The 24,136-nt window shown below is 67.3% G+C and carries 7 protein-coding genes; all 7 read right to left on the bottom strand.

What is annotated here, in order from left to right; all coding sequences use genetic code 11:
- Positions 1–128: 128 nt before the first annotated feature.
- On the bottom strand, positions 129–12,290 hold the full coding sequence (locus tag OV090_RS46910) for a tetratricopeptide repeat protein (RefSeq protein ID WP_267711589.1): 12,162 nt from the start codon (positions 12,288–12,290) through the stop codon (positions 129–131).
- A gap of 273 nt (positions 12,291–12,563) precedes the next feature.
- The gene (locus OV090_RS46915; RefSeq protein WP_267711590.1) at positions 12,564–13,367 is read right to left on the bottom strand and encodes a tetratricopeptide repeat protein; all 804 of its coding nucleotides are present in this window, start codon (positions 13,365–13,367) and stop codon (positions 12,564–12,566) included.
- 436 nt (positions 13,368–13,803) lie between these two features.
- Positions 13,804–15,906 carry an AgmX/PglI C-terminal domain-containing protein gene (locus tag OV090_RS46920; RefSeq protein WP_267711591.1) on the bottom strand — a complete coding sequence of 701 codons (2,103 nt, stop codon included), beginning with the start codon at positions 15,904–15,906 and terminating at the stop codon, positions 13,804–13,806.
- Positions 15,907–16,027: 121 nt separating this feature from the next.
- A complete protein-coding gene (locus tag OV090_RS46925; protein ID WP_267711592.1) occupies positions 16,028–16,306 on the bottom strand; it encodes a hypothetical protein in 279 nt (92 codons plus the stop codon).
- Between the two features lie 222 nt (positions 16,307–16,528).
- On the bottom strand, positions 16,529–17,989 hold the full coding sequence (locus OV090_RS46930) for a tetratricopeptide repeat protein (protein ID WP_267711593.1): 1,461 nt from the start codon (positions 17,987–17,989) through the stop codon (positions 16,529–16,531).
- 32 nt (positions 17,990–18,021) lie between these two features.
- Entirely contained in the window at positions 18,022–21,903 is a 3,882-nt protein-coding gene (locus tag OV090_RS46935) for a hypothetical protein (RefSeq protein WP_267711594.1), read from the bottom strand.
- 105 nt (positions 21,904–22,008) lie between these two features.
- Entirely contained in the window at positions 22,009–23,781 is a 1,773-nt protein-coding gene (locus OV090_RS46940; RefSeq protein ID WP_267711596.1) for a hypothetical protein, read from the bottom strand.
- Positions 23,782–24,136 lie beyond the last annotated feature (355 nt).

The following is a 24,136-nucleotide window of genomic DNA, read 5'->3' on the forward strand; positions in this document are numbered from 1 at the left end:
CTCGCGGCGGCGCGACCGGCCGCACCGGGGAAGGGTCTCGCACGCCGTGACGTCGGCCGACCAAACGCCGAGAGGGCGGCCTGGGCCGCCCTCTCGAACCTGTCCTTACGGACAGCAGGCTCTCAGTCTCAGGCGACCGAGACGCCGATGCCCTTGCGCGCCTTGAAGTAGTCCTCGCTGATGCTGTAGAGGACCAGCTCCTTGATCTTGTCCTTCGGCGTCATCGCCGAGCCGAACCCGGCCTGCTCCTGGGAGATCAGGTGCGCGGCGGTGATGAGGTCGTCGCACAGCAGGAAGCCGATGCGATAGGCGGTGATCTCGGTGCCGAGGGCCCACTTCTTGACGTCGGTGGAGCCGCCGGCCTCGACGAAGCGGCGCATGAGGCTGCGCATCTGGTCGCGGGCGTTGGCCGGGAGGCGCGACAGGATCTCGCGGGCGATCTGGTCGAGCTCCTGGCGGTTGCCGCCGGTCTCCATGTCGCACATGTGCATGCAAGCGAGGAACACCTGCTTGAGGTTCTGCGGCGAGCGGTCGAGCGCGACGTAGGCGTAGTGCGGCAGGTAGAGGTCGGACATGTACCGGCCGAGGGCGAAGGCGAGGTGCTTCTCGTTCTTGCCCTTGAGCAGGTTCTGGAACACGACCATCGTCGGGTGGACGCGACCGTCGCGCTGCGCGTTGAGCAGCGAGACATCGCCCTGGTCGTCCGGCCGGAGGTAGAGGTCCGGCTGGCCGACGTTGAGGAGCTGCATGACGTACTTGGCCATGCGCGACACCGGCGCGGGGTCGGTGTTGATGTCCGTGCGCTCGTTGGGCTTGAGGTACGCGGGCAGCGGGTTGGCGCGCCACGCCGCGATCGCCGGGGCGATCGAGCCGAGGATGCCGGTCAGGAACAGGTCCTCGTCGGGGTGGAACACGTGGCGGCGGAGGATCTCCTCCGAGAGCCGCTGACGCGCCTGCCGGAACTCGTTCGTGGCGTACTTGTCGTGGATCTGCTGCTCCTCGGGCGTGGCCTGCTTGAGGAACACCAGCGTGCGGGCGAGGCAGTACGCCTTATCGAACTGGTTGCTCTTCCGATAGATGTTGAAGAGCGCGTGGTAGCTCTCGTACCGGAAGGGCTCCTGGGCGATGAGGATCTGGTGCTCCTTGACCGCCTGCGTGGCGTACTCCTGCGGGTTCTCCTGCATGAGCGCCTCGTAGAGCTCGGCCAGCAGGTAGTGCCGCTCGGTGTTGTCCGGGTCGAGCTTGGCCGCCACTTCGAAGGCAGCGGTGGCCGCCTTGAAGTCCTTCAGGCGCGTCCGGTAGATCTCCGCGAGGTTCGACCACAGCGTGATCTTCAGGTCGCCCATGCTGTCGGCGGGCAGCCGCTTCAGCATCTTCCGGTACGAGCGCTCGAGGGTCTTCCAGTCCTTCGACTTGGTGACCATCGCGTCGATCGCCTGGAACGCCTTCAGGTACGCCGGGTCGTCGTCGAGCACCGAGTTGAAGCGGTCGATCGACTCGTCGTGGGCCTTCAGCTCGTCGCGGAGCAGCACCGCCGCGGTGTAGTTGTACCGCGAGCGCCGCTTCGGGTCCTTCTCGATCTCGACGATGCGGTCGATGATCCGGATCGACTCCTCCCACTGCTTGTTGCGGGTGTAGATGTCCAGCAACGTGTGCAGCAGCGGGTAGTCCTTCGGCTGCAGGTCGAGGGCGTTCTGATAGGCCGCCGCCGCCTTCTGCCAGTTCCCGAGCTTCTCGAGGTACAGCTTGCCGATCTCGTTGTAGATCGCCGCCTGCTGATCGCCGGTGGCGGCCACGTCGATCATGGCCCGCTTGGCCTGGATGACGCCCTCCCAGTCGCCCGCGCCCGTCTGCAGCTCGATGACCGCGTTCAGGGTGGCGAGGTCGTGCGGGTCCACCTCGAGCGCCTTCTCGAGGTAGTTGAGCGCCTTCCGCGGCTCGTTCTGCCGCTTCTTGATCATGCCGAGGCGGTAGTAGACGAGGACCGTCTCGGACGAGCTCTGGGTGTCGCGATGCTGGACCAGGATCGTCTGGTACAGCTTGAACGCCTTCTCCCAGTCCTCCTTCTCGAACAGCAGGTCGGCCATGCCGACGAGCACCTCGCGGTTGGTCGCGTCGATGTCGTAGGCGCGCTTGAACTGCTTCAGGGCCTTGTCGCCGTTGCCCAGCTTGCGCGCGACCTTGGCCGCTCGCAGGTAGAGGTCGCGCTGGTCCTGGTCGCCCAGGCCGAGCTGGTCGGACTTGCGGGTGAGGACGTCGAAGATCGGGTCGGCGTCGGCGAAGCGACCCTCGTCGTAGTAGATCTGGCCGATCACGCGGCCGACCTTGACGTGCTCCGGATCGAGCTTGAGCACCTCGGCGAACAGCGCGACGGCCTTCTCCTTGTTCTCGAGCTCCTCGTAGTAGATGAAGCCGGCCTCGGCCGCGAGCGCGATCTTCTCGAGCTTGGTGTTCGAGTAGCCGAACGCGGCCTCGAGGTTGCGGGCCGCCTTGAGCCAGTCGCGCCGGCCCTTGTACAGCTCCGCCAGGCTGACGATCGCCGGCACGTAGCCCGGGTCGATCTCGGTCGCCTGGGTCAGGCGCCGCTCGGCCTCGTCGAGCTGGCCCAGCTTCTCCTGGTAGACCTGGCCCATGCGGGTCAGGTGCTGCACGCGGACCGCGGGGTCGCGCGACAGCTCGACCAGGCGCGCCAAGGTCTTGAGCGCGGCCGGCCAGTCCTCGATCTGCTCCTGCAGGCGAGCGAGCGTGACCGCAGAGTCGAAGTGCTGCGGGTTGAGCTCGAGGATCTCGCTGTAGGTCTCGATCGCGCGGTCGATGTCCTGGATCTGCTTCTCGTAGACCTGGGCCATCGCCACCAGCAGGTCGACCTTGGCGGCGGGCGCCGTGGTGACCACGATGTGGTTGCGGTAGGTCTCGACCAGCTCGGTCCACTTCTCGAGCCTGGTGTACAGGTCCTCGAGCTGGCGGTAGGTCGAGTCGCGGTACTTGTCGAGGAGGAGGATCTTCTCCAACGCCTCGGCCGCCCGCGCCGGGTCCTGCGCCAGGTTGACGTGCGCGGCCGCCATGCGGTCGTAGATCGCGATCTGCTCGTCGCGCACGGTGGTGGTGTCGAGCTCGGCCTCGAGGACGCCGAGGTACTGCGGGACGCTGCCGCCCGCCAGGTACAGGCGCTCGAGCGCGGCCAGGGCCTCGCGGTCACCCGGCTCGCTGTCGACGATGCTGCGGTAGGTCTCGATCGCCGCCGCAGCGTCGCCGAGCTGGCCCTCCTGCACGCCGCCGATGCGCTTGCGCAGGGCGATGACCTGCTCCGGCTCGTCGAGGGTGCCGACGCGCCGCTCGAGCACGCCGACCAGGTCCTGCCACTGACCCTGGTTCTGGTGCAGCCGGGCCAGAGCGTCGAGCGCGTTGATGTTCTCGCCGTCGATCTCGAGCACCTTGCGGTAGCTCTCGATCGCCGCCGGGATGTCGCCGAGCCCGCCGTCCTGGACCTCCGCTAGCTGCGTCAGCGTGCGGACCTGGATGTTCGGGTCGGTCTCGAGCGGGACGATCCGCGCCAGCGTCTTGGCCAGCTCGACGTTGTTCATCGCGCGCCGGTAGAACCCGGCCTGCTCGCGCAGCGCGTTGATGTTGTTGGCGTTGAGCTTCAGCGCCTCTTCGAGCGACTTGAGGCCGTAGTCGACGCGGTTGAGGTGCTCGCCGTACCAGCGGCCGATCTTCACCCACAGCTCGGCCTGCTCGCTCTTGTCGGGGATCGAGCGGACGATGCCGTTGTACTCGTTGAGCAGCTCGCCCCACTTGTTGGCCTGGGTGGCGAGGCGCTCGAGCTCGCGCGAGGTGTCCTCGTTGGCGTAGTCGATGTTGAACGCGTACTTGAGGACCTCGAAGGCGTTGTCCGGGTCGCCCTGGTTCTCCTCGAAGACCTTCGCCATCTTCTGGTAGGTCGAGACCTTGAACTTGGCGTCGTCGAAGATCTCGACCTGCCGCAGGTAGAGCTCGATGAGCTCGCCCCACGCCTCGGTCTCGCGGTAGATGGTCTCCAGCGCCTCGTGGGCCGGCATGTAGGCCTGGTCGAGGTCGAGGATCTCGAGATAAGCGCCGGCCGCCTCGGTCTTGTTGCCGAGCTGCTGCTCCCAGATCGCGGCGATCTGCATGAGCACGTCGATCTTCTCGGGCGCCGACTCGACGACCTTGCGCTTCTTCTCGAGGACGCGGATGACCTCGTCCCAGCTGGCCTCGCTGCTGTGCAGGCGCTCGAGCGCCGCCAGCGCCTCGAGGCTGTTGGGCTCGAGCTCGAGGACGTGGCGCCAGGCAGCGATCGCGGCCTGGGTGTCCATGAGGTACTCGGCCTGGATCCGGCCGACCTGGGCGTAGTAGGCGCGGAGCTGCTCCGTGCCGAGGACGCCCGGGCCGAGCGCGATCAGGTTCGAGAGCACGTCGTTGAGCTCCACCCACGACTCGTTGCGCTGGTAGATCGCGTGGAGCGCGGTCAGCGTGTCGAGGTCACGGCCGTTGAGCTCGCGGGCGTTGAGCCACGCGTCGAGGCTGTTGCGCTCCTTGCCCAGCTTGTCGCCGTAGACGAGGGCGAGCTGCTGGTAGATCGCAACCTTCGCGGTCGGCTCCTCGACCGCGAACACCTGCCGCTCGAGCACCTCGGCGAGGTCGTCCCACCGCTGCGAGCGCTCGTGCAGCACGGCCAGCTCGCCCAGCGCGAGCGGGTCCTCGCCGCGCAGCTCGAGCACCTTGCCCCACAGATCGACGGCCGTCTCCTCCCGCTCGAGGGCCTCGGCCGCGATCTTCGCCATGCGCTGATAGCAGGCCGCGGTGTCCTCGTCGGTGTTGGCGATCGCCGCGGTGCGCTCGTACGTCTTGTACAGGTCCTCCCAGCGGGCGGCGCTGAGGTACAGGGCCTCGAGCCGCTCGAGGGCGCGGAGGTTGTTGCCGTCGATGTCGAGGGCGCGGTTGTAGGCAGCGATCGCCGCCTCGGGGTTGGCCAGCCACTGCTCGAAGGCAGCGGCGAGGCGCATCTCGAGGTCGACGAGGATCTCGCCGTCCATGGTCGCCTGGATCCGGCGCTGCAGGATCTCGGCGAGCTCCTCCCAGCGGCCGGTCTGGGTGTACAGGCGGTCGAGGGCCTGCAGGCCCTCGGCGTGGTCGGGCACCAACGCGAGCAGCCGGTTGTAGACCTCGATGGCGCGCGCGCGGTCGCCGAGCCGGGTCTCGAGGACCTGACCCGAACGGCTGAGCACGGCCACGCGAGCGTCCTGCGAGAGGTTCTGGTTCTCGAGGATCTGCTCGCCGACGTCGACGATGTAGCCCCACTCCTGCGTGAGCTCGGCGAGGCGCTCGATCTCCTCGGCGACCCGCTCGCTCAGCGGATCGTCCATGTAGGCGCGCAGCCACCAGTAGTAGGCCTGGCCGGCATCGCCCAGCTGCTGCTCGCAGATCTGCGCGGTGTTCTCGATGATCTGCAGCCGCTCCGCGGTGTCGGCGGTGGCGTTCAGCTTGACGTCCGCGAGCTTGATCAGGGCGTCCCAGTTGCGCGACGCCTGGTACAGCGGCTCGAGGATCGAGGCGATCTCGCTCTGGTGCTCGCCCTCGGCGAAGATGAGCTCGAGCGTCGCCTGCGTGGCCGAGCTGTCGGGGTCGATCTCGAGGATCGTCCGGTAGGCCTCGATGGCCTTCGGCAGGTCCTGGATGTTGTTCTGGTAGATCTGGCCCATGCGGTACTGCAGGGCGATGACCTCCTGCTCGTCCGCGGTGATGGCGATCTGCCGGCGCAGGTTCTCGACCAGCGGCTGCCAGCGCTCGAGGCCCGTGTAGATCCGGTCGAGCTGGGCGATGGCGTCGCGGTTCTCGGCGTCGATGTCGAGGATCGCCAGGTAGCGACCGATCGCGTCGTCGATGCGGTTCAGCTTGGTCTCGAGCACGCCCGCGAGGCGGTGCAGCATGCCGACCTTGGTCGCCGGATCGGGGATCGCGGCGGCCTGCTCGGCCAGCAGACCGGCGAGCTTCTCGTGGTCGCCCGTGACCTCGGCGAGGCGGTGGAGCTGGCCCAGAGTCTCCTCGTGGGTCGGCTCGATCACCAGCGCGCGGGCGTAGGCGGCGAACGCCTGCTCGAACTGCTGCAGCTGCCGCTCGTGGATCGCGGCGATCTGGTGCAGCAGCTCGATCTGCTGCGCCGGATCCTGGACCTGCCTGACCATCACCTCGTAGATGTCGACCAGCTTCTCCCACTCGGCGAGCTGGTTGTAGAACGGCGCCAGGACCTCGGCGGCCAGCATCGGCTGGTCCTCGCCGTGGACGATGCGGTCGAGCGCGGCGATCGTCGGCGCGTGGTCGGGGGCGTGCGCGAGGGTGTCGCGGTAGGCCTCGACGGCGCGGACGATGTCGGCCAGCTGGGTCTCGTAGAGCCCGCCGATCCGGTGACGCAGCGCGGTCTTCTCGTCGCGCTGCGGCGCGACCTCGACGGCCCGCTCGAGGATCCCGAGCTGGTCCTGCCAGCGCTCGGCCTGACCGTAGAGGCGGTCGAGCGCCTGGATGGCGTCGTAGTCGGCCGGCTCGAGGTCGAGGATGGCGCGGTAGGTCTCGATCGCCTGCTCGACGTCCTTGAGCTTCTCGTCGTAGATCGGGCCGAGCTGGTGCAGCCAGTAGCGCCGGTGCTCGGGGCTCTCCGCCAGCTCGGTCTTGCGGCGGTAGATGTCCTTGAGGTTCTCCCACGCCTCGGTCTGCGTGAACAGCTTGGCGAGGGCGTCGAGCGCCGAGGCGTCGGCGTCGTCGAGCGCAAGGACCTGCTGGTACAGGGTGATCGCGCCGGCCGGATCCTCCATCGCCGTCTCGCGCGTCTGCGCGGCGTAGAGGAGGAGCGCCTTGCGGTCGGCGACCTCGGTGACCATCTCCGACTTGCGCACCACCGCCTCGACCAGCGAGCTGAAGTTCGAGTTCTTGAGGTGGAGGTTGATGAGCGCGTCGACGGCCTCGAAGTTGCCGGGGTCGACGCCCAGGATCCGCTCGTAGCTCGCCGCGGCCTTGGCCGGGTCCTCGATCACGAGCTCGTAGATCTGGGCGATCTTCACCAGCAAGCGGATGATGAGCGCGTCGTCGACGATGTCGGGGATCGACTCGTCGTAGAGGGCGACGAGGCGCGGGTAGTCCTCGAGCTGGCGGGCCAGCGTCTCGAGCCGCTCCTGCGTGGTGGCGTTGCTCGGATCGACCTTGAAGGCGCGGCCGAGGGCGTCGAACGCCTTGCCCTGCTCCTCGCCGGCGATCTCGTACAGCTCGGCGATCCGGTGCAGGAGGCCGATCTTCTCCTCCGCGTCGGAGGCGTGCGTCACCATGATCTCGTACGCCTGGATCAGCCGCGGCCAGTTGTTGTTGACGCGGTAGAACGGCTCCAGGGTCTTGGCGACGGTGAGCTGCTGCTGCTCGTTGGTCAGCAGCGTCTCGAGGGCGCCGAGCGCGGTGGCGTTGCCGGCGTCGAGCGCGAGCACGCGGTGGTAGGTCTCGACGGCCTGGCCGGCCTGCTCGAGCTTGGTGAGGCGGAGGTCGCCGAGGCGGAGGTTGAGCTCGATCTGCTTGTCGGGGTCGCTCGACAGCGTCAGCTGGCGCTCGAGGTTCTCGGCCAGCTCGGTCCACGCGCCGCGCGCGAGGTAGAGCCGGTCGAGGGCGACGATCGCCTGCAGGTTCTCGAACTCGTCGGCGAGGATCTCGTTGTAGGTCGCGATCGCCTCCTCCTTCTGGCCGAGCATCTCGTCCTGAAGGTAGGCGATGCGGAACCGCAGCTCCTGCCGCTTGCTGCCGTCCTGGGTCAGCGGGATCTGGCTGCGGTACACGCCGAGCAGCTCGCCCCAGTTCTGGTCGCGGCTGTAGAGCTTCTCGAGCGCCTCGAGGGCCTCGACGTTGTCGGCGTCGACCTCGAGCGCCTTCTTGAAGTTCTCGATCGCCTTGGGCGCGTTGCCGAGGCGCTGGTCGTACAGGTTGGCCAGGCGCATCAGCAGGGTGCGCTGCAGCTCGCTCGGAAGGTCGCCGGCGACCGCCTCCTCGAACAGCGCGGCGTAGTCCGCGTAGCGGTTCTCGAGGTGGGCGAGCTTCTCGAGCTCGGCCTGCGCGGCCTCGTTGCGCGGGTCGTGGCGGAACGCGCGGCTGTAGGCGTCGAACGCCGCCGTGGTGTTGCCGATGTTGTTGGCCAGGATGGCGCCGATCTGCAGCAGCAGGCCGACGCGCTCGTCGACGGTCCCGGCCGCGGCGACCTGGATCTCGAGCGTCTGGACCATCTTCGGCCAGTCGAGCAGGCGCTCGTAGACCGGGAGCAGGATGCCGGCCACCGTGGTCTTGAGCGCGTCGTCCTCGAGGTAACCCTCGAGCCGCTTGCGCGCCTCCTCGTTGGCGGCGTCGACGTCGAGGACCTGGCGGAACAGGTCGACGGCGTCGGGCGCCGAGTTCAGCTTGTCCTGCTGGACGATGCCGAGGCGGAGCAGCAAGGTCGCGCGGGCCTCGACCTCGTCGGGCGCGGTGACCTCGAGCTCGCGCCGCAGGATGTCGGCCAGCTCGGTCCACTTGCCCTGACCGAGGTAGAGGCGGTCGAGGGCGGCGAGCACGGTCGGGTCCTCGACGCCGGTGGCGAGCACGGCCTCGTAGGCGGTGACGGCCTGGTCGACGTGACCGAGCTGCTCGTGGATGCTGCCGATGCGGGTCTGGATCGCGCGGCGGTCGTCGTCGTTGCCGGCGAGCGAGAGCTGGGTGCGGAGGACGTTGAGCAGGTCCTCCTCACGGCCGAGCGCGAGGTACAGCCGCTCGAGCGAGGCGAGCGCGGTCGCCTCCTCGGCGTTGATCTCGAGGATCGCCTGGTTGGCGGCGAGGGCCGCCTCGAGGTCGCTCGAGCGCTTCTCGTAGATCTCGGCCAGCTTGAGCCGCAGCGGGATGCTGTCGGGGTCGGTGCCGTACTTCTCGATCGCGGCGCGCAGCGACTCGATCTGCTCGGTCCACGCGCCGATCGACTCGCCGAGGCGGAACAGGTGCTCGCGCGTGTCGGCCTGCGTGTGGTCCTCGGTGAAGGCCTGGCGGTAGTAGGAGAACGCCAGCGCCTCGTCCTGGCTGATGCGCTCGGCCAGCTCGGCGAGCCGGCGGAGCAGCGCCTGCCGCTGCGCCGGATCCTCGCTGTGGTTGAGCTGGATCTTCAGCGGCACCGAGATGTGCCGCTCGTCGTGCGCCTGCTCGTAGAGGTCGATCAGGGCATCGGCGACGGTGAGGTTGTTGTCGTCGAACGACAGCGCGCGCTCGAGGGCGCGGGTGGCCTTGTCGGCCTTGTCCATCCGCGTCTTGTAAAGATCGGCGATCTTGAGGAGGAGCGTAGTGCGAGCCGCCCCCTCGGCGGTCTCGGCCTCGCGCTCGAGCACGCGGATGAACTCGCCCCACTTGTCCTGCTTGGCGTAGAACTCCTGCAGGCTCTCCATGTCGCCGACGGCGAGGTAGAGCTTCTTGAGGGCGTCCTGGGCGCGGCGGTTCTCGGAGTCGAGCTGGTACAGCTGCTCCCACGCCTTGATCGAGCTGGCGTTGTCGTCGAGCTTGTCGCTGTAGTTCGAGCCCAGCTTGACGAGGTAGTTGGCCTTCTTGGTCGGGTCGCCCTCGACCTCGGCGAGCGTGCGCAGCACGCCCGCGAGCTGGCCCCACTCCTTCTCGCGCTCGAGGAGACCCTCGAGCTGCTCGAGCGCCTCGTGGTGGGTCGGCTCCATCGCCAGGACCTGGTTCCACAGCTCGATCGAGAGCGGGTTCTTCTTGATCTTCGAGACCGCGGTGCGGGCGACGTCGAGCAGCTGCTCCATGCGCTGCGCCGGGCTCTCGATCAGCGTCAGCTCCTTCTGCTGGACGTGGACGAGCTTCTCCCAGTCGCGCCGCTTGGCGTACAGATCCTTGAGCTTGGTAATCGCCTCGACGTTGTACTCGTCGGCCTCGAGCACCGACTCGAAGCTCTTGATCGCCTCGGCCTGGTTGTTGAACTTGTCGAGGAAGAGGCGACCGGCCTCGAGGTGCAGGGCGGTGCGACCGACGGGGTCGGTGGTCAGCTCGGCGCGGCGGCGGATCCTGCTGATCAGGTCCGGCCAGCGCTTCATCTGCTCGAACTGGTTCTGCTGGGTCTCGACGACCTTGAGCAGCGACTCGGTGTCGCCGGCGTCCTCGAGCACCTTCTCGAACGCGGCCAGCGTGGTGACCACGAGGCCGGGCTGACGCAGGTGATCGCGGTAGATGTCGAGCAGCTGCCAGTACGAGGCCTTGGTGTGCTCGAGGTCCTTGTGCGGGTCGCCCTTGAGCTCGTCCTTCAGCAGGTCGGCGACGTTGCTCCACTTGCCGGCCTCGCCGTAGAGCTCCCGGAGGCGCGTCCGCGGGTAACGCTTCTGCGGCAGCTTGCCCATCGCGTCGCGCCAGGCGTCGATCGCCTTGGCGCCACCGGCGGCCTCGGCGGTGCGAGCGGCGTTGTAGATCCGGACCTCCTCGGGGAGGAAGATCTCGCCGTGCAACTCGACGCCATCCGCCGGGATCGCGGCGATCTCGGCGGCGATCTTGTCAGCGGCGGCCTTCTCCGCGGCGGCCTTCTCGGCAGCGGCGCGCTCGACGGCGGCGGCCTTCTCGGCCTTCTCCGCGGCGGCCTTCTCGGCGGCGGCGGCTCGCTCGGCGGCGACGCGCTCGCGCTCCGCCTTGTCGGCAGCGGCCTTCTCCGCGGCCAGACGCTCGCGCTCGGCCTTCTCCGCGGCGGCCTTCTCGGCCGCAGCGGCCTTGTCGGCGGCGGCCTTCTCGGCAGCGGCGGCCTTCTCCGCGGCGGCGGCGGCCTTCTCCTCGGCGACGCGCTCGCGCTCGGCACGGTCGCGCTCGGCCTTCTCGCCGGCGGCGCGGTCGGCTGCGACGCGATCACGCTCCGCTCGCTCGGCGGCCTCGGCCTGCTCGGCGGCGGCCTGCTCGGCGGCGAGGGCAGCGGCTGCGGCCTGCTCGCGCGCGGCGTCTTCGGCCGCGGCCTCGTCGACGGCGGCGCGCTGCGCAGCGGCGGCCTCGGCCTCGGCCCGCTCCGCGGCGGCACGCTCGGCGGCGTTGTCCGCGGGCGCCTCGAGGGCGCCGAACTGCTGCGTGAACTCGATGAGGGTCGGGTGACGCGGCGCCGCGTTGACGGCGTAGGCGAGCAGGCTGCGGGCGCTCTCGACGTCCTGGCGCTGCTTCCACGCGACCTCACCGCCGAGGATCGCGAGCAACGCCGCGTCGGTCTGGTCGGTGATGACCTGCAGACCGCGCGCGGCCAGCTCGACGAGGCCCTCGGAGTTGCCGGTGCGCTCGGCGGCCTTCTTGAGCATGTGGAACGCGCCGAGGTGCCAGTCGGCGTCGTTCTCGTCCTTGAGCACGCTGACGCCGATCGAGTAGGCGTACTCGAGCGCCTGGCGGAAGAAGTACGCCGCCATGTCGGCGTTGTTGAGGCGCACCTGCCAGATCAGCGCGAACTGACGCAGCAGCGCGACCTTCTTGTCCGGCTCGCGCTCGAGCGCTGCGCGGCGGTCCTGCAGCTTCTGGATGTGCTGCAGGTGGCCGCCGCCGGCGAGCAGGGTCTCCGCGATGTAGCCGGCCTCGTCGTTGCTCGGATCGGAGTCGAGGGCCTTGAACAGCAGCGGCAACAGGCGCGGGTCTTCGGGCGCCTCTTGCTGCAAGATCCGCGCGGTGCGGAGGTAGAGCGCCGACAGCTGGTGGCCACCATTCTCGACGTTCGCGGCCAGCGGGTCAGCCTGGCCGCTGAGCGCGATCAGCTGGTTGATGCAGATGTTCTGCAGCGCGAACTGCCAGTTGCTCCGGTCGTACAGCGACTCTTGGAAGCGGTCTTGGAACTCTTGATTGCGACCTTCGGCGCTGGCCGCCGCCTCGAGGTACGGGCGCGCTTGCTCGATCTGCCGCAGGTTGAGCAGCGCCCGCCCGTAGGCGTAGTTCAGGGCCGGGGCTCGGTCGGGGTCGCGATTGGCCCGCAGCTCGAGCGCCATCAGCTTGGTGACCATCTCGAGGTTGGCCATCTGCTGATAGATCTTGCGCGCCGACTCCAGGGCCTTGAGGTTCTCACGGTCGCGCTTGACGGCCGTCTGGTAGAACGTCATCGCCTTCGCCTTGTCGAGCAGCAATCCCTCGCAGGCCTGGGCGAGGTGGTAGAACGCCGCCGACTGCGCCTGAGGCGTGCCGGCGGAGCTCGCCTGCGACTCGGATTCGTCGATCACCCCGCTCCACTCGGAGACCTCGGTGAGCCGTGACTTGATGCGCGTCGTTACTTCCATCTGAGACCCTGTTTTTTGAGCATTATCGGGGGATTACCCCGGGCTCGGGAGACGGCGGATATACCACGCACCTCGCCGAGCGTTCAACGCGTCCGGAACGATTCAACGCAGGCAGGCCCAGTAGGCCCACCGTGCGCACGACGGGGGACACCCGCGGCGAGCCGCGGGGTAACTGATGGTAGGTCGGGCCTGGTGGGCCGCGTAAGTCGAGGTAGCGAGCAGCCCTCGACGGACCGTGGGGCCCTGGCCTCACGGATACCGTCGCTGTCGGGCTCAGATGACGTCCTGCATGCGAGCGACCGTGTCGCGCGCCGCCTTGATGAGGTCGGGACGGGCGTCGCCGGCCTTGCCCAGGAACAGCTCGAGGTTCTCTTTGGCTTCCTTGCGCTGGCGGAGCTCGGCGTAGGCCATGCCGAGGCCGTAGAGCGCGTCGGCGCCGTCCGGATCGATGGCCTTGGCCTTCGTGTAGGCGTCGATGGCCTCTTTCATCTGGCCGAGCTCGAAGTGCGCACGGCCGAGGCCGTTCCACATGCGCGCGTCCTTGTCGTTGATCTGCGCGCCGGTATCGAGCACCGCCATCGCCACGTTGGCGAAGCCGTAATCGATGTACATGTTGCCGAGCGAGACGAACGCCGGGCTGTAGCTCGGCTTGATCTCGATGGTCTTGCGGTAGGCGGCGTCGGCCTTCTCGGGCTGGTCGAGCTTCTCGTACAGCACGCCGGTGCGGTAATGGGCGCGGTACATCTTCGGGTCGAGCTTCAGCGCCTCTTGGAACGAGTTGATCGCGGCGGTGAACTTGGTCTCGCGCTCCGACGACGACACGCCGTCAGCCTCGCCCTGGGCCTGCTGCACAGCGCCGAGGTCGTACCAGTACTCGGCCTGCGGCTCGGCCTTCATGTTGTCGATCGCGCCCGTGAACGCCTTCTCCGCGTCGACCAGCTTGTTCTGCTTCTTGTAGATCTGGCCCAGGGTGTGGTGCGCGGCCGCGTAGGACGAATCGAGCTGAATGGCGTCCTGGATCGCCTTCTCGGCGCCGGCAGTGTTGTTGCGGTCGAACAGTTGGATGCCTTCGTTCATCCGATTGATCGCCTGGACTCGGTTACGGCTCGCCAGGCCGTTGCAGGCCGGGAGGAGGACAGCGCAGGAGACGACGAGAGCGGCCAGAGGGGAGAGACGACGCATCAGAGACCTTTCCGGATCGCGTGCGGATGATAACGGGCGGGGCATCTGGTGACAAGGTTGCACGGCGGCGCGATCGTTCGCGCCGTTTCTCGGCCCTCGCGAGGTGTCGCCGACGTCATGGGCGAAAACGCGCCATCCGCGCCGGAGCTCGCCGAACGGGCTGCCGTGCCCAGCCATGAGGGTTGTGAGTTGACGCGAGCCCGCTGCGGGCGCCGGGCGATCTCGTCGACAGATCTCCGGAAGCGCAGCAGGTCCTTAAACGCCGAAGGCCCGGCGTGCGCCGGGCCTCCTGGCCTTCGAGACAGGCTGTCCTTCGGGACAGCCTCGCCGATCAACCCGGCTCGAGGACGAACGGGTACGAGACGATGACCGAGCCGCCGCCCTCCGGCTTGGGGAAGGTCCAGCGCTTGACCGCCTGGGCGATGCAGGAGCCGACCGCCGGGTCCTTCATCGTGCTCTCCTGGACCACCGCGGTGGGCACCTTGCCGGTGCCGCCGATGGTGAACTGGACGGCGACGCGGCCCTTGGCGTTGGGGTCGCGGGCGAGGGCCTGGTTGTAGCAGTAGCGGACCTCGTTGATGTGCGCGCGGACGATGCGGCGGATGATGTCCTTGTCGAGCGCGCCCTGGACCTCGGCCTTGGCCTGACGGACCGTCGGGACGCGGGTGCCGCGGCCGCCGAAGCCGGCGCCAGCGCCACGGCCGTAGCCGGAGCCCGTGCCGCCGCCGCCGCCCTTGCCGATGAGGCCCGTGTTGCCGAGGCCGATCGTGCCCTCGCCGGTGCCACCGCCGCCGCGGCCGGTGCCGACCAGGCCGAGGCCGCCGACGCCGTACGCCTCGCCGACCTCCGTGCCGGTGAGGCCGCCCCACACGTCCGCGTCGTCGTTGCCGACCGCGAACGCGCCGCCGTACGGCGAGGCGAGGAAGTGGCCGCTCTCGGCGCTCATCACCCCAAGGATGCCGGCCTGGCGCGCGGCCATGTCGGGGTCGAAGTTACGGGCCATCTGCGGGATGGCGTCCTTGGGGCCCTTCATGGCGTAGAGGCCCGACTTGCTCTTCGAGGTGGGCTTGCCCATCTTGCCCTCCTCGCCCTTGTGGCGCTGACCGGTGCCGCCGGCCTCGTCGTCGGAGTTCTCCATGTCCTCCGGCGGCGGCTCCTCCTCCTCCGGCGGCTTGTCGGGCTGGTTGAGGTAACCGACGAAGCGGTTCTCTTCCATCATCTCGTCGAGGCTGAGGTTGCCGGCCTCGTTGGGGATCAGGTGCGTGAGCACCAGCAAGCTGCCGATGACCACGAACGACGCGCCGTTGTAGATCCAGAACGGCTTGTCGGTCTCGCTGCCGCCCTTGATCACCGCGCCCGGCGCGACCGAGTTCACGTAGAAGGTGACGTCCTGGTACTTGACCCGCGCCGTCGCTCCGGGCGGCAGCGGGAAGCTGAACGACGAGCCCTGCGAGCCCGCGCGGCCGGTCGCGACCAGCTGCTGCAGCGTGATCGTCTGGCCGTCGAAGGTGACCTCGCCGCTCATGTTCTGCGTGAAGTTGAGCGCGAACTCGTGGTCGCTGCCGCGGACCAGCGGGAAGCCGTTGGGCTCGGGCAGGCCGGCGGGCGGCACGTGGAACGACGCGCCGTGGCCCTCGCCGATCGTGAAGTTCTTGTTGACGTAGTCGCCGGTGCGGATGAGGCCCATGCTGAACGGCACGAGGCCCGCGATCGCCAGCAGCATGCCGATCGCCGCCAGGCCGTTTCCGGGCGGGGTCGGGCGCGGCGTGCCCTGCTCGATCGAGTCCTGGACCTTCTTGCCGTAGCCGGCCCAGTCCTGGTTCACGTCGCTGAAGAACACGCCCACGCCGGCGACCAGCATCACGCCGCCGATGGCGAGGAAAATGGGCGCCTGCGACTTGCGGTTCTTCAGCTGGCCGACGTGCTGCACGTCGAGCACCGTCGAGCCGTACATCGCCACGACCTCGGCCACCCGCGAGCCGCTCTGAACCTCGACCTCGCTGAGGTCGATCTGGATCGGGGCCCGCGTCGCCATCGGCGCCGCAGCGAGCGGCGCCGCCGCGACCGCGGCCGCCGCCACGGCCACCGGCGCGGCCACCTGCGCCGGCGCCGGCGCAGCCGCGACCTGCTGCTTGGCGAAGCCGACCTCGAGGCGGTACGGCCCGAAGTTCAAGGCGTCGCCGTCGTGCAGCACCGCGTTCTTGTCGATCCGCTGGCCGTTGAGCACGGTGCCCGCCGCGCTCCCGAGATCGATCACCCGCACCTCCTCGCCGGACACCTCGATCACGGCGTGCATGCGGGCCACGGCCTCGTCATCCAGGCAAACGTGGCTGCTCTTCAGCTTGCCGATCTTGATGACATCCTGCGTCAGCGTCTGGGTGTCGACGAGCTGGTCGCCGTAAAAGACTTTGATAGCGAGCGTCTTGGTGGACATGGTCGGTCCTCGGTCCGGCGGGTTGCGCGGGCAGAGACAGCGGGCTTCGGTGGCGGTTCCCGGGTTCCGGGGGATTGTTCAAAAAAGAAACGTGAGTGAAAGCACGGACGCAGGGCCCGGATCACACATCGTTGGCCATCTTGATGAGCTCGGGGATGAAGTGCGGCCGGATGGTGATGAGGCTGGCGTGCTTGGTGCGGCCACGGGAGGCGACGTTGGCGCCTTCGGGCGAGAGCAGCTCGCCGTCGACGTTGTCGTCGTCGAAGTCGTAGACCGTGGTGCCGCTGCCGCCCTTGCCCTTGTTGGCCGAAGTGTCGGCGTCCTGGTCGCTGGCCGGAGCCGCGAAGGCGGTTGTCGAGGCGAAGAGGGTGGTCAGCAGAGTGATCAGAGCGAGCCGCATGATGAACCTCGTGGAGCGGTCCCCCTGGGACCTTCACGCACCATACCTCGCTCCGGCCAGCCTTGTAAACGCCCGGCCATTGTGATGCGGCGGGCAGAGAGCGCGAACGAAGGAGGAGACGGCTTCGACTGCGAGATCGCTCCGCCCGCGGCGGAGCCGGAGGACCCAATGAAAAGGGGCGGCCGTCCGGCCGCCCCTCATGCGCGGATGACGAGCTCCCGATTACTTGGGAGGCGTCGCGCCGCCGGCGGGCGCTGCGCCTGCAGCCGGGGCACTGCCCGCGGACTCGGCGGCCTCGGCCTGCTTCTCGAGCTCGAGGAGTCGCTTGCGCTCTTCCTCTTCCTGCTTCTTCGCCTGCGCCTCGAGCTCCTTGGCCTTCTTCATCATCTCCTCGGAGACGCGGTTGAAGGCGATGGTCTCATCGATGGTGGCGATGCGGTCCTTGGCCAGCAGGGCCTGCTGGCTCCACTTCTTGTCGCTCTTCACCGCCTCGATGAACTTGTTGTAGTGGCCCTTGGCGACGTTGATGAGCTTCTCGTTCTGCGCCGTGTCGACGGTGTCCTGGGTGCTGATGTGGTCCTGGTACAGCACGCCGAGGTTGTAGAGCGGGCGCGGATCGGAGGCGTTCAGCTTGAGCGCCTTGTTGTAGGAGGCCTCGGCCTCCTTGAACTTCTTCAGGCCGCGCTGCGCCACGCCGAGAGCGAGGTGCGCCTCGGTATTCTTGGCCTGACGCGAGTCCTTCAGGGCGATCTCGAACGACTTCTCCGCGGTGGCGTAGTCGCGGAAGCGGATCGAGATGAAGCCGATGTTGAGGTTCGCCTCGACGTGGTTCGCCTCGACCCGCACCGCCTCCTTGAACGCCTTGAGGGCGTTGACCTGGTCCTGACGCTCGAGCAGCAGCAGGCCCTGGATGTTGTACAGGTCGGCGGACTCGCGGCTCTCGTTCTTGAGCACGCGGACGCCCTGGGTCACCACGAGGTTCGCGAGCACCAGGTACGACTTGTCCTTGCTGTGACCGCGGTCGTAGTAGATGCGCGCGAGGTTCTCGTAGGCGGCCTGGTTGCCCGAGTCGAGCGCGAGCACACCCTGGATCGACTTCTCCGCCTCGTTGAAGGAGTTGACGTCGGTGTTGCCGACGTACTGGTTGCGCAGCAGGCCGGCGACGTTGTTGCGGGCGGCGCGGGCCGACAGCTTGTTGGCCTCGACGCCCTTCTTGAACATGTCGAGGGCCTTCGACTCCTGGCCCTTCTTCCAGTAGATGACGCCGAGGTTGTTGTAGGCGAGGTCGAACTTGGGCGCCTGGGAGATGAGCTGGGCGTAGATGCCCTCGGCCTTGTCGGCCTGGCCGCACTCCTCGTAGACGACGCCCGAGTTGAACTGCGCCAGCGCCATCTGCACGCCGTGGGTCTTGTAGACCTTCTGGAAGTTGCCCGCGACGCGCTCGCACTCGTCGCCGCTCAACTTGCCGTCGCTCTTGGCCGCGTTGTAGGTCTTCACGGCCTCGGCGAAGTCGTTCTTGGCCTCCTTGGAGGCTTCGGCCGGCGCCGGCCCGGTCGGGCCGCCGCCGCCGCCGCCGCCGCCGCCGCCGCCGCCCGGGGTCTCGGTGCCGGTCTTGTTCTTCCCGCAGGCCGTCATTGCGACAGCCAGGGCGCCGATGCTTGCGATCTTGATCAGGTTACGCATGGTGGTCGCTCCTTTGCTGGCTCCGGCCGGCCTCACTCGCTGTCCTCGTCGCCGTCGTCGGTCTTCTCGGCGGGCTTCTCGGCGGGCTTCTCCGCCGCGGCGCCGACGCTCGGCTTGCGCTTCTCACCCTCGAGGTCGAGCTGCACATCGACGCGATCGGGGCGGCTCGCGGTGTACTGAGAGATGCCGAAGATCTCTTCGGTCGCCGGGTACTTGTCCGGCTCGCGCTGCTGGAGCTCCTCCTCGCACAGACGAGAGAACTCGTTGAAGAACTGGAAGGTCGTCGACCGCTCGAGGCAGAACGAGAACTTCTTGACCGCGTCCTCCTGGATCGGCTGGGCCTTGTCGCCGAGCTCGTCGCAGAAGGCGTAGGCCTGATCCTCGGTCTTGAACTCCTTCGGCACCTCGGCGCGGTAGAGCTGGTCGGCGTAGTTCTGCGAGACCATGGCCGAGCGGGCGGCGGCGGCGAGCATCCAGTACGGGCTCTGCTTGGCGTTGACGATGCCGTCGTACTGCTGCTGCAGCGCCTGACCCTGCTTGGTCTTCTTCTCGTAGAACTCGAGGAAGCGCTTGGTCGAGTCGGCCTTCTTCGCGACCTGCTCCTTGTACTCCTTCTCCCACTTCGGCAGGCCGGCGTCCTTCTTCCACTCTTCGACGAAGAAGCTCAGGCCGCCCGGCATCTCGATCTTGAGGTACTCCTCGTAGCCGCGGTCGGCCTTGTACACGCCGGCCATGGCGACGGCGTTGGCGAAGTCCTCGCGCCGGTCGCGGTCGTCCTCCGGCACGTTGATCTTGCTCTTCGCCAGCTTGAGGACGCTGTCGAAGTACTTCTGGGCCTCGTCCGCCTTCTTCTTGTTGCGGGAGTGGACCGTGATGATGCCGGAGGTGGCCGAGCCGCAGTACTCCGGGATCTCCTGCTTCTTGCTCGACGAAGCAGCGGCGCCCTTCTTCTCGGTGCCCTTCTTGACCTTCTTCTTCAGCGCCTCGGCGGCGGCGCGGGCCTTGTCACCGGCCTGCGCCTTCTTGCGCTTGATGGTGATGCACGAGTCGTAGAGCAGGCCCTCCGCGCACGACTGGCGCCACAAGATCTGGCCGATCGAGGCCTCGGCGACGATGCGACGGTCGAGGCCGCCGTTCTTGCCGTAGATCTTGAGGTACTCCTCGGCGTGCTTGAGCTTCTCTTCCTCGGTCTTGAGGATGTCGTGCTTCGACCAGAAGATCTTGGCGGCGAGCTCGGGGTTGTCCTTGCGGTAGAGACCCTCGTACTTCGACAGGTCGGCGCTGGCCTGCTGGTCCTGGCCGAGGCCGAGGCGGAACAGGTAGGCGTTGCGCAGGTAGTCGGGCGACTGCTTGTCCTTGATGTACTTCTCCGCGTACAGCTCCATGTGCTGCGCGGCCTTGTCGTACATCGCGATGGCCTGGTAGTTGCCGGCGAGGTTCGACAGCGTCTTCTGGTAGTGCTCGCTGTTCGGGAACTTCTCGAGCAGGATCTTGCGGAAGCGGACCGACTGACCGAGCAGGAAGGCCGCCTCGTAGCACTCGGCCGCGTTCCAGATCAGCGTCGAGGCCTTCTCGTGGGCGTCGCCGTACTCGTTGTAGATGGCGATGAACTGCTCGGCGCACTTGCGGTAGCCGTCGGGGTCACCCTTCCGGCCCGCCTCGAGGTAGGTCATGCCCTTCTTCCAGCCGATGCCGGCCAGCAGCCGCGGGATCGCCTCCTTGAGCTCGTCGGCCTCCGGATGCGTGTAGACCTTCATCTTCTGCATCTTCTTCGACCACGTCTCGAGGTCGTCGGATGCCTTGATCGCCTCTTCGGGCGTCAGATTCTTGTCGATCCAGCGGATCGTCAGAATGTCGAGGAGCATCTCGGAGCACCACGCGGCGTAGATGGAGCCGTCGAACTTGACGACCATCTCTTCCAGGAGCGGGCGCGCCTCCTGGAACTTGTTGTGAATCATCATGAGCTTCGCCCGGTGGTAGACGATCTTGGGCAGCTCGGGGTCCTTCGGGTCTTTGACGTACTTCTGGTAGATGTCGTACGCCTCGATCATCTTCTTCTCGTCCTCGGCGTAGTCACTCTCCGGGTACGTGAGGCTCTGATCGCCCTTGGTGTTCTCGTCGGTCTTGGTCTTCTTCTTCTTCTCTTTTTCCTTGTAGACGCAAAGACCTTCGGCGTTCGTCTTGCAGGACTTGGCCTGACCGCCCGTCTCGTCGTACTCGAGGGCGTTCTTCATCGCCAGCATCTGCGCGTAGGCGGCGTCCTGGGTGAACTTGCCCTCGGGGTTGATCTCGAGGACCTTCACGAACTCGTCGTGCGCGCGGCGGAACTTGGTGAGGCCGTCGGGCTTGGTCTTCTTGTCACCGATGAGCGAGCTGGCGCGGGCCCACAGGAGCTCCGCGTAGTACATCTGGATCTCGTACGAGTCCTTGTCCTTCGGGAAGGTCTTGAGGAAGCCCTCGTAGGCCTTCTCCGCGAGCGTGTACGTGGCCTCGTTCTTGGTCTTCTCGGCCTCGTCGTGCCACACGGTGGCCATCTGCTTCATCGTGTCGAGCGTCTCGTCTCGGCACTTGCGCTTGACGGCCTCCTTCTGCGAGCCGTTCTTGAACTTGTCCCAGTACTCGCCCAGGCGCGCCGTCTCGGTCCACTGGACCTCCTTGTTGTCGGTCGCCAGCGCGTTGATGACGACGCGGCCCTGCCACTCACAGGTCTGCGGGTCGTCGGGGAACAGCTCCTGCAGCTTGTGGTAGGTGTACGTCGACTCGGTGTACATGCCCTGCCCGAAGTACTGGACTGCGAGCAGCTCCATCATCTTGCGGGACATGTTCTCGTCTTCCTTCGGGCCGTCGCCGACCTTCTGGAAGAACTCCCACGCCTTGGACGGCTTGCCGGCCATGACGAAGGCGCGGACGAGGTCGCGACGGGCGTCGCGGCGCAGCTGGCGGGCGTTGGCCTCGCTGCCGGCGCGGCCCTCGAGGGTCGCGGTGATCGTCTTGACGAAGAAGTCGAGGCTGAGGTCGTAGCGCGGGTCCGCGGTGCCGACCGGGTTCAGGTGGCACCACGCCATCTTGTAGAGCGCGTAGGCGTAGACCGGGCTGTCCTTGAAGGTGATGACCTTCTCGTACAGCTGGAGGGCGTCGCCGATCTTGCTCTGGCCGAAGTAGTAGTCGGCGAAGCTGAGGTACGCGTTGGGGATGTACTGGCTGTTCGGGTAGTCCTGAATCAGCCGGATGTACGCGTCCTTCATCTCCTGCTCGCGCTTGAGCTGGCCGAGCTCGAACGCGTAGAAGTACAGAGCCTCGTCGAGGCGCTTGTACTTGCTGAGGCTGGGGTCCGTGACGAGGGCCTTGTACAGCTTGACCGCCTGCTCGCTGGCGGCCTTGGACTGCGCCTCGAACTTGGCCTGCTTGGCCTTGAGCTGGTCCGCCTTGCCCTTCTGCTTGGCCTCCTCCGCCTGGAAGATCGGGTCGTAGAGGGCGCCGGACTGAGTCTCGAAGTACGCCTTCTTCTCGAGGAAGTGGTCCGAGAGGCGATACAGCAGGTCCGGGTAGTCCGGGTGAGACTTGTCGGTCGCGTTGAGGAGGCGCTTGAGCTGCTCGATCTGCGTGTCGGCGATCTCCTGGGCGACCGCGGCGCGCTTCTTGGCGAACTCCGCACCCTCCATCATGTCGACGCGGCGCTTGGTCTCCTTCTCCTGCCGCTCTTTCTCTTCCTTGAACTTCGTGTCGAGCGTGTCCTTGGTGCGGACCTTGCCCGACTTGCGGTTGTACTTGACGGCACTGTTCGCCTCGGCGCCGCCCTCCGCCGGGGCCTGCGCGCTGGCAGGAGCCGCGGCGGCGAAGACGACCACCGCGAGACCGACGCCGCTCAGGATGTTCAGCTTGCGAAACTTGCGGGGATGGCTGTGTGGCTTCATGGACCTCTCACCTCAGATGGGCGGGTCCACGGGACCCGGCCTTGTTGCTGGCTCTTGTCAAACGCCGGCGAGGTCGCGCGCATGACCTCGCCGGCGCCGCCGCGGCTACTCCTCCTTGCAGCGGCTAGTAACCTTGTAGTTGTAGTAACCGAGCTCGTCTTTCCAGTACTCGCCGTTGTAGTTGTAGATCTCGTGCTCGGCGTCGACCTTCGGTCGAACCGGACGGCGCTCGGTCGCTGCGCCGGAGTCACCGGCCTTGATGCGGTTCAAGATCTCGTACTCGATCTTGATCGCCTCGCGCTCGAGGTCGTTGATCTGCTGGATCTGCTGCATCAACCGGTTGCGCGCGAGGGCGCCGGTCGACTCCTTGCCCAGCGAGAGCAAGCCGTCGAGCGTCTCCGTGATCTGCTCGGCGAGCGGGCTGCCCTTGAAGTCCGACTTGGCGTCCTCGAGCTGACCCTGCTCGCGCACGATCTCGTTGACGAACGCGTAGTTCTTCTCGAGCGTCTTGTCCTGCAGCGACTTCTGGGCGACCTCCTCGACGAACGGGTCGAGCTTCGACTCGCTGTTGCGGATCTTCACGCTGAGGTCGAACAGCGCGAAGTCCTCGGGCGCCTTGGCGAGCAGGTCCTTGAGGTCGTCGCGGGTCTTCGGGTACTTGCGGTTGAACTCCTCGATCGACAGCTTCGCGGGCTGGTAGCGGCAGTTGAAGTAGTACGTGACCGCCTTGAGGATGATCGACTCGGGGTACAGGTAGTCGTAGAAGAACGGCGCGTTGAGCGTGTGGATGTACCCGAGCGTGCGCTGGTAGTGGATGTTCGCCTGCTCCGGCTCCACCTCGACCAGGCGGAACTCCGTCCACGACGACGCGAGGATCGAGTCGAGCCAGTAGGGCGACTCGAGCGGAATTTTGTCGTAGTACTTCAGCGCCGTGTCGTACTTGCCGACCTGGTAGAAGATGTAGCCGAGAGCGAGGTTGGCCCGCTCCTCGTAGCGCTGCATCTCCTCCTCGAAGCTCAGCTCCTCGACCTCGCCGGCGAGCTGCTTCTTCTTGTTCTTCTTGGCGAGCTTGGCCTTGGCCTTGGCTTCCTTCTTGCGCTTCTTCTTGTCCTTGGCCCAGCTCTCCTTGAGGGAGATGTTCTTGCGGAGGACGTTCTTGAACGCCTCGACCGCCTGCGGCCCGTGGAACTCGCGCGTCTCGGCGACGCCGAGGAAGAACTGCGCCGGGATGTAGTAGTCGCTGTTGTCCGGCACCTGGCCGAGCAGCGCGATCGCCTGCCCGAGGTCGCCCTTCTGGTAGTTGAAGCGGCCGAGCAGGTAGTACAGCTCGTCGCGCACCTCGTCGAAGGCCGAGTCCTCGAGCTCGGTCGCCTTGTACGTACCAACCTTCTCGAGCACGCCTGCCCCTTCGGGCAGCTCGCGGCTCAGCGACGCGAGCCACGGCAGCGTGAGCTTGTGGTACGGGTGGCTCGGGCCCGCCGTCACGATCTCGCCCAGGATGGCCAGCGAGACGGCGTAGTACTGCAGCTTGTACAGCGACTTGCCCAGCCAGAACTGGGCGCGCGACTTGTCGCCCGGGGTCTTGCCGCTGGCGACCGCGTGGAAGATGACCGCGGCGCCCTGGTAATCCTCGGCCTTGTACTTGTCCTCGGCTTCGGCCAGCACGCCCGTGGCCGCGCCGTCAGGGTTGCTGGGTGCAGCCACCGGGCCGCCCGAGGGCGGCGGGACGGCCGGGCCACCGGTCGGCGGCGGGACGGCCGGGCCGCCCTTGGCCGGAGGCGGGGGCGGCGGACCGGCCACAGCCGGCGCCGCGTACAGGGCCCACGTGGCGCAAAGACTGAGAAGAGTGGTGGACGTCAGTTGGCGGAGCGATTTCATGCGGTCGATGCGTCCTCAGCGTGCGGAGTTTCGGCGATCCGAGAGCAGACCCTCAATCACAAAGTTGCAGGCCAGGGTAGGTGGACCTGCGCGGCGCACTGCGGGCCTTCATAGGGGTTTTCGGACGATACCAGCGGCGCGCTCACAGCCGCAAGAGCCAGCCGCGACGGGTTTGGGAGGGACAAGCGCACGGAAAGGAAGAAGCCGAGGGTCGCGGAGGTTTTCGCGCAGCGACCCGACTGCGGCCCTGACCCGGGTTACACACCCCGGCGCCGGAGAACCGCTCGCCGACCTGCAACGGGGCCCAGCTTCCGCCGATCTGCGGGGGTTCCGTTCGACCTGCGGAAATTCCGGC

It is taken from the genome of Nannocystis sp. RBIL2 (assembly GCF_026626745.1).
GTDB lineage: Bacteria > Myxococcota_A > Polyangia > Nannocystales > Nannocystaceae > Nannocystis.

Bases quoted from the DNA above. Each gene is read 5' to 3' on its own strand.
- OV090_RS46925 (WP_267711592.1), bottom strand. From the start codon at position 16,306: ATGCGGCTCGCTCTGATCACTCTGCTGACCACCCTCTTCGCCTCGACA.
- OV090_RS46940 (WP_267711596.1), bottom strand. From the start codon at position 23,781: ATGAAATCGCTCCGCCAACTGACGTCCACCACTCTTCTCAGTCTTTGC.
- OV090_RS46930 (WP_267711593.1), bottom strand. From the start codon at position 17,989: ATGCGTAACCTGATCAAGATCGCAAGCATCGGCGCCCTGGCTGTCGCA.
- OV090_RS46935 (WP_267711594.1), bottom strand. From the start codon at position 21,903: ATGAAGCCACACAGCCATCCCCGCAAGTTTCGCAAGCTGAACATCCTG.
- OV090_RS46920 (WP_267711591.1), bottom strand. From the start codon at position 15,906: ATGTCCACCAAGACGCTCGCTATCAAAGTCTTTTACGGCGACCAGCTC.
- OV090_RS46910 (WP_267711589.1), bottom strand. From the start codon at position 12,290: ATGGAAGTAACGACGCGCATCAAGTCACGGCTCACCGAGGTCTCCGAG.
- OV090_RS46915 (WP_267711590.1), bottom strand. From the start codon at position 13,367: ATGAACGAAGGCATCCAACTGTTCGACCGCAACAACACTGCCGGCGCC.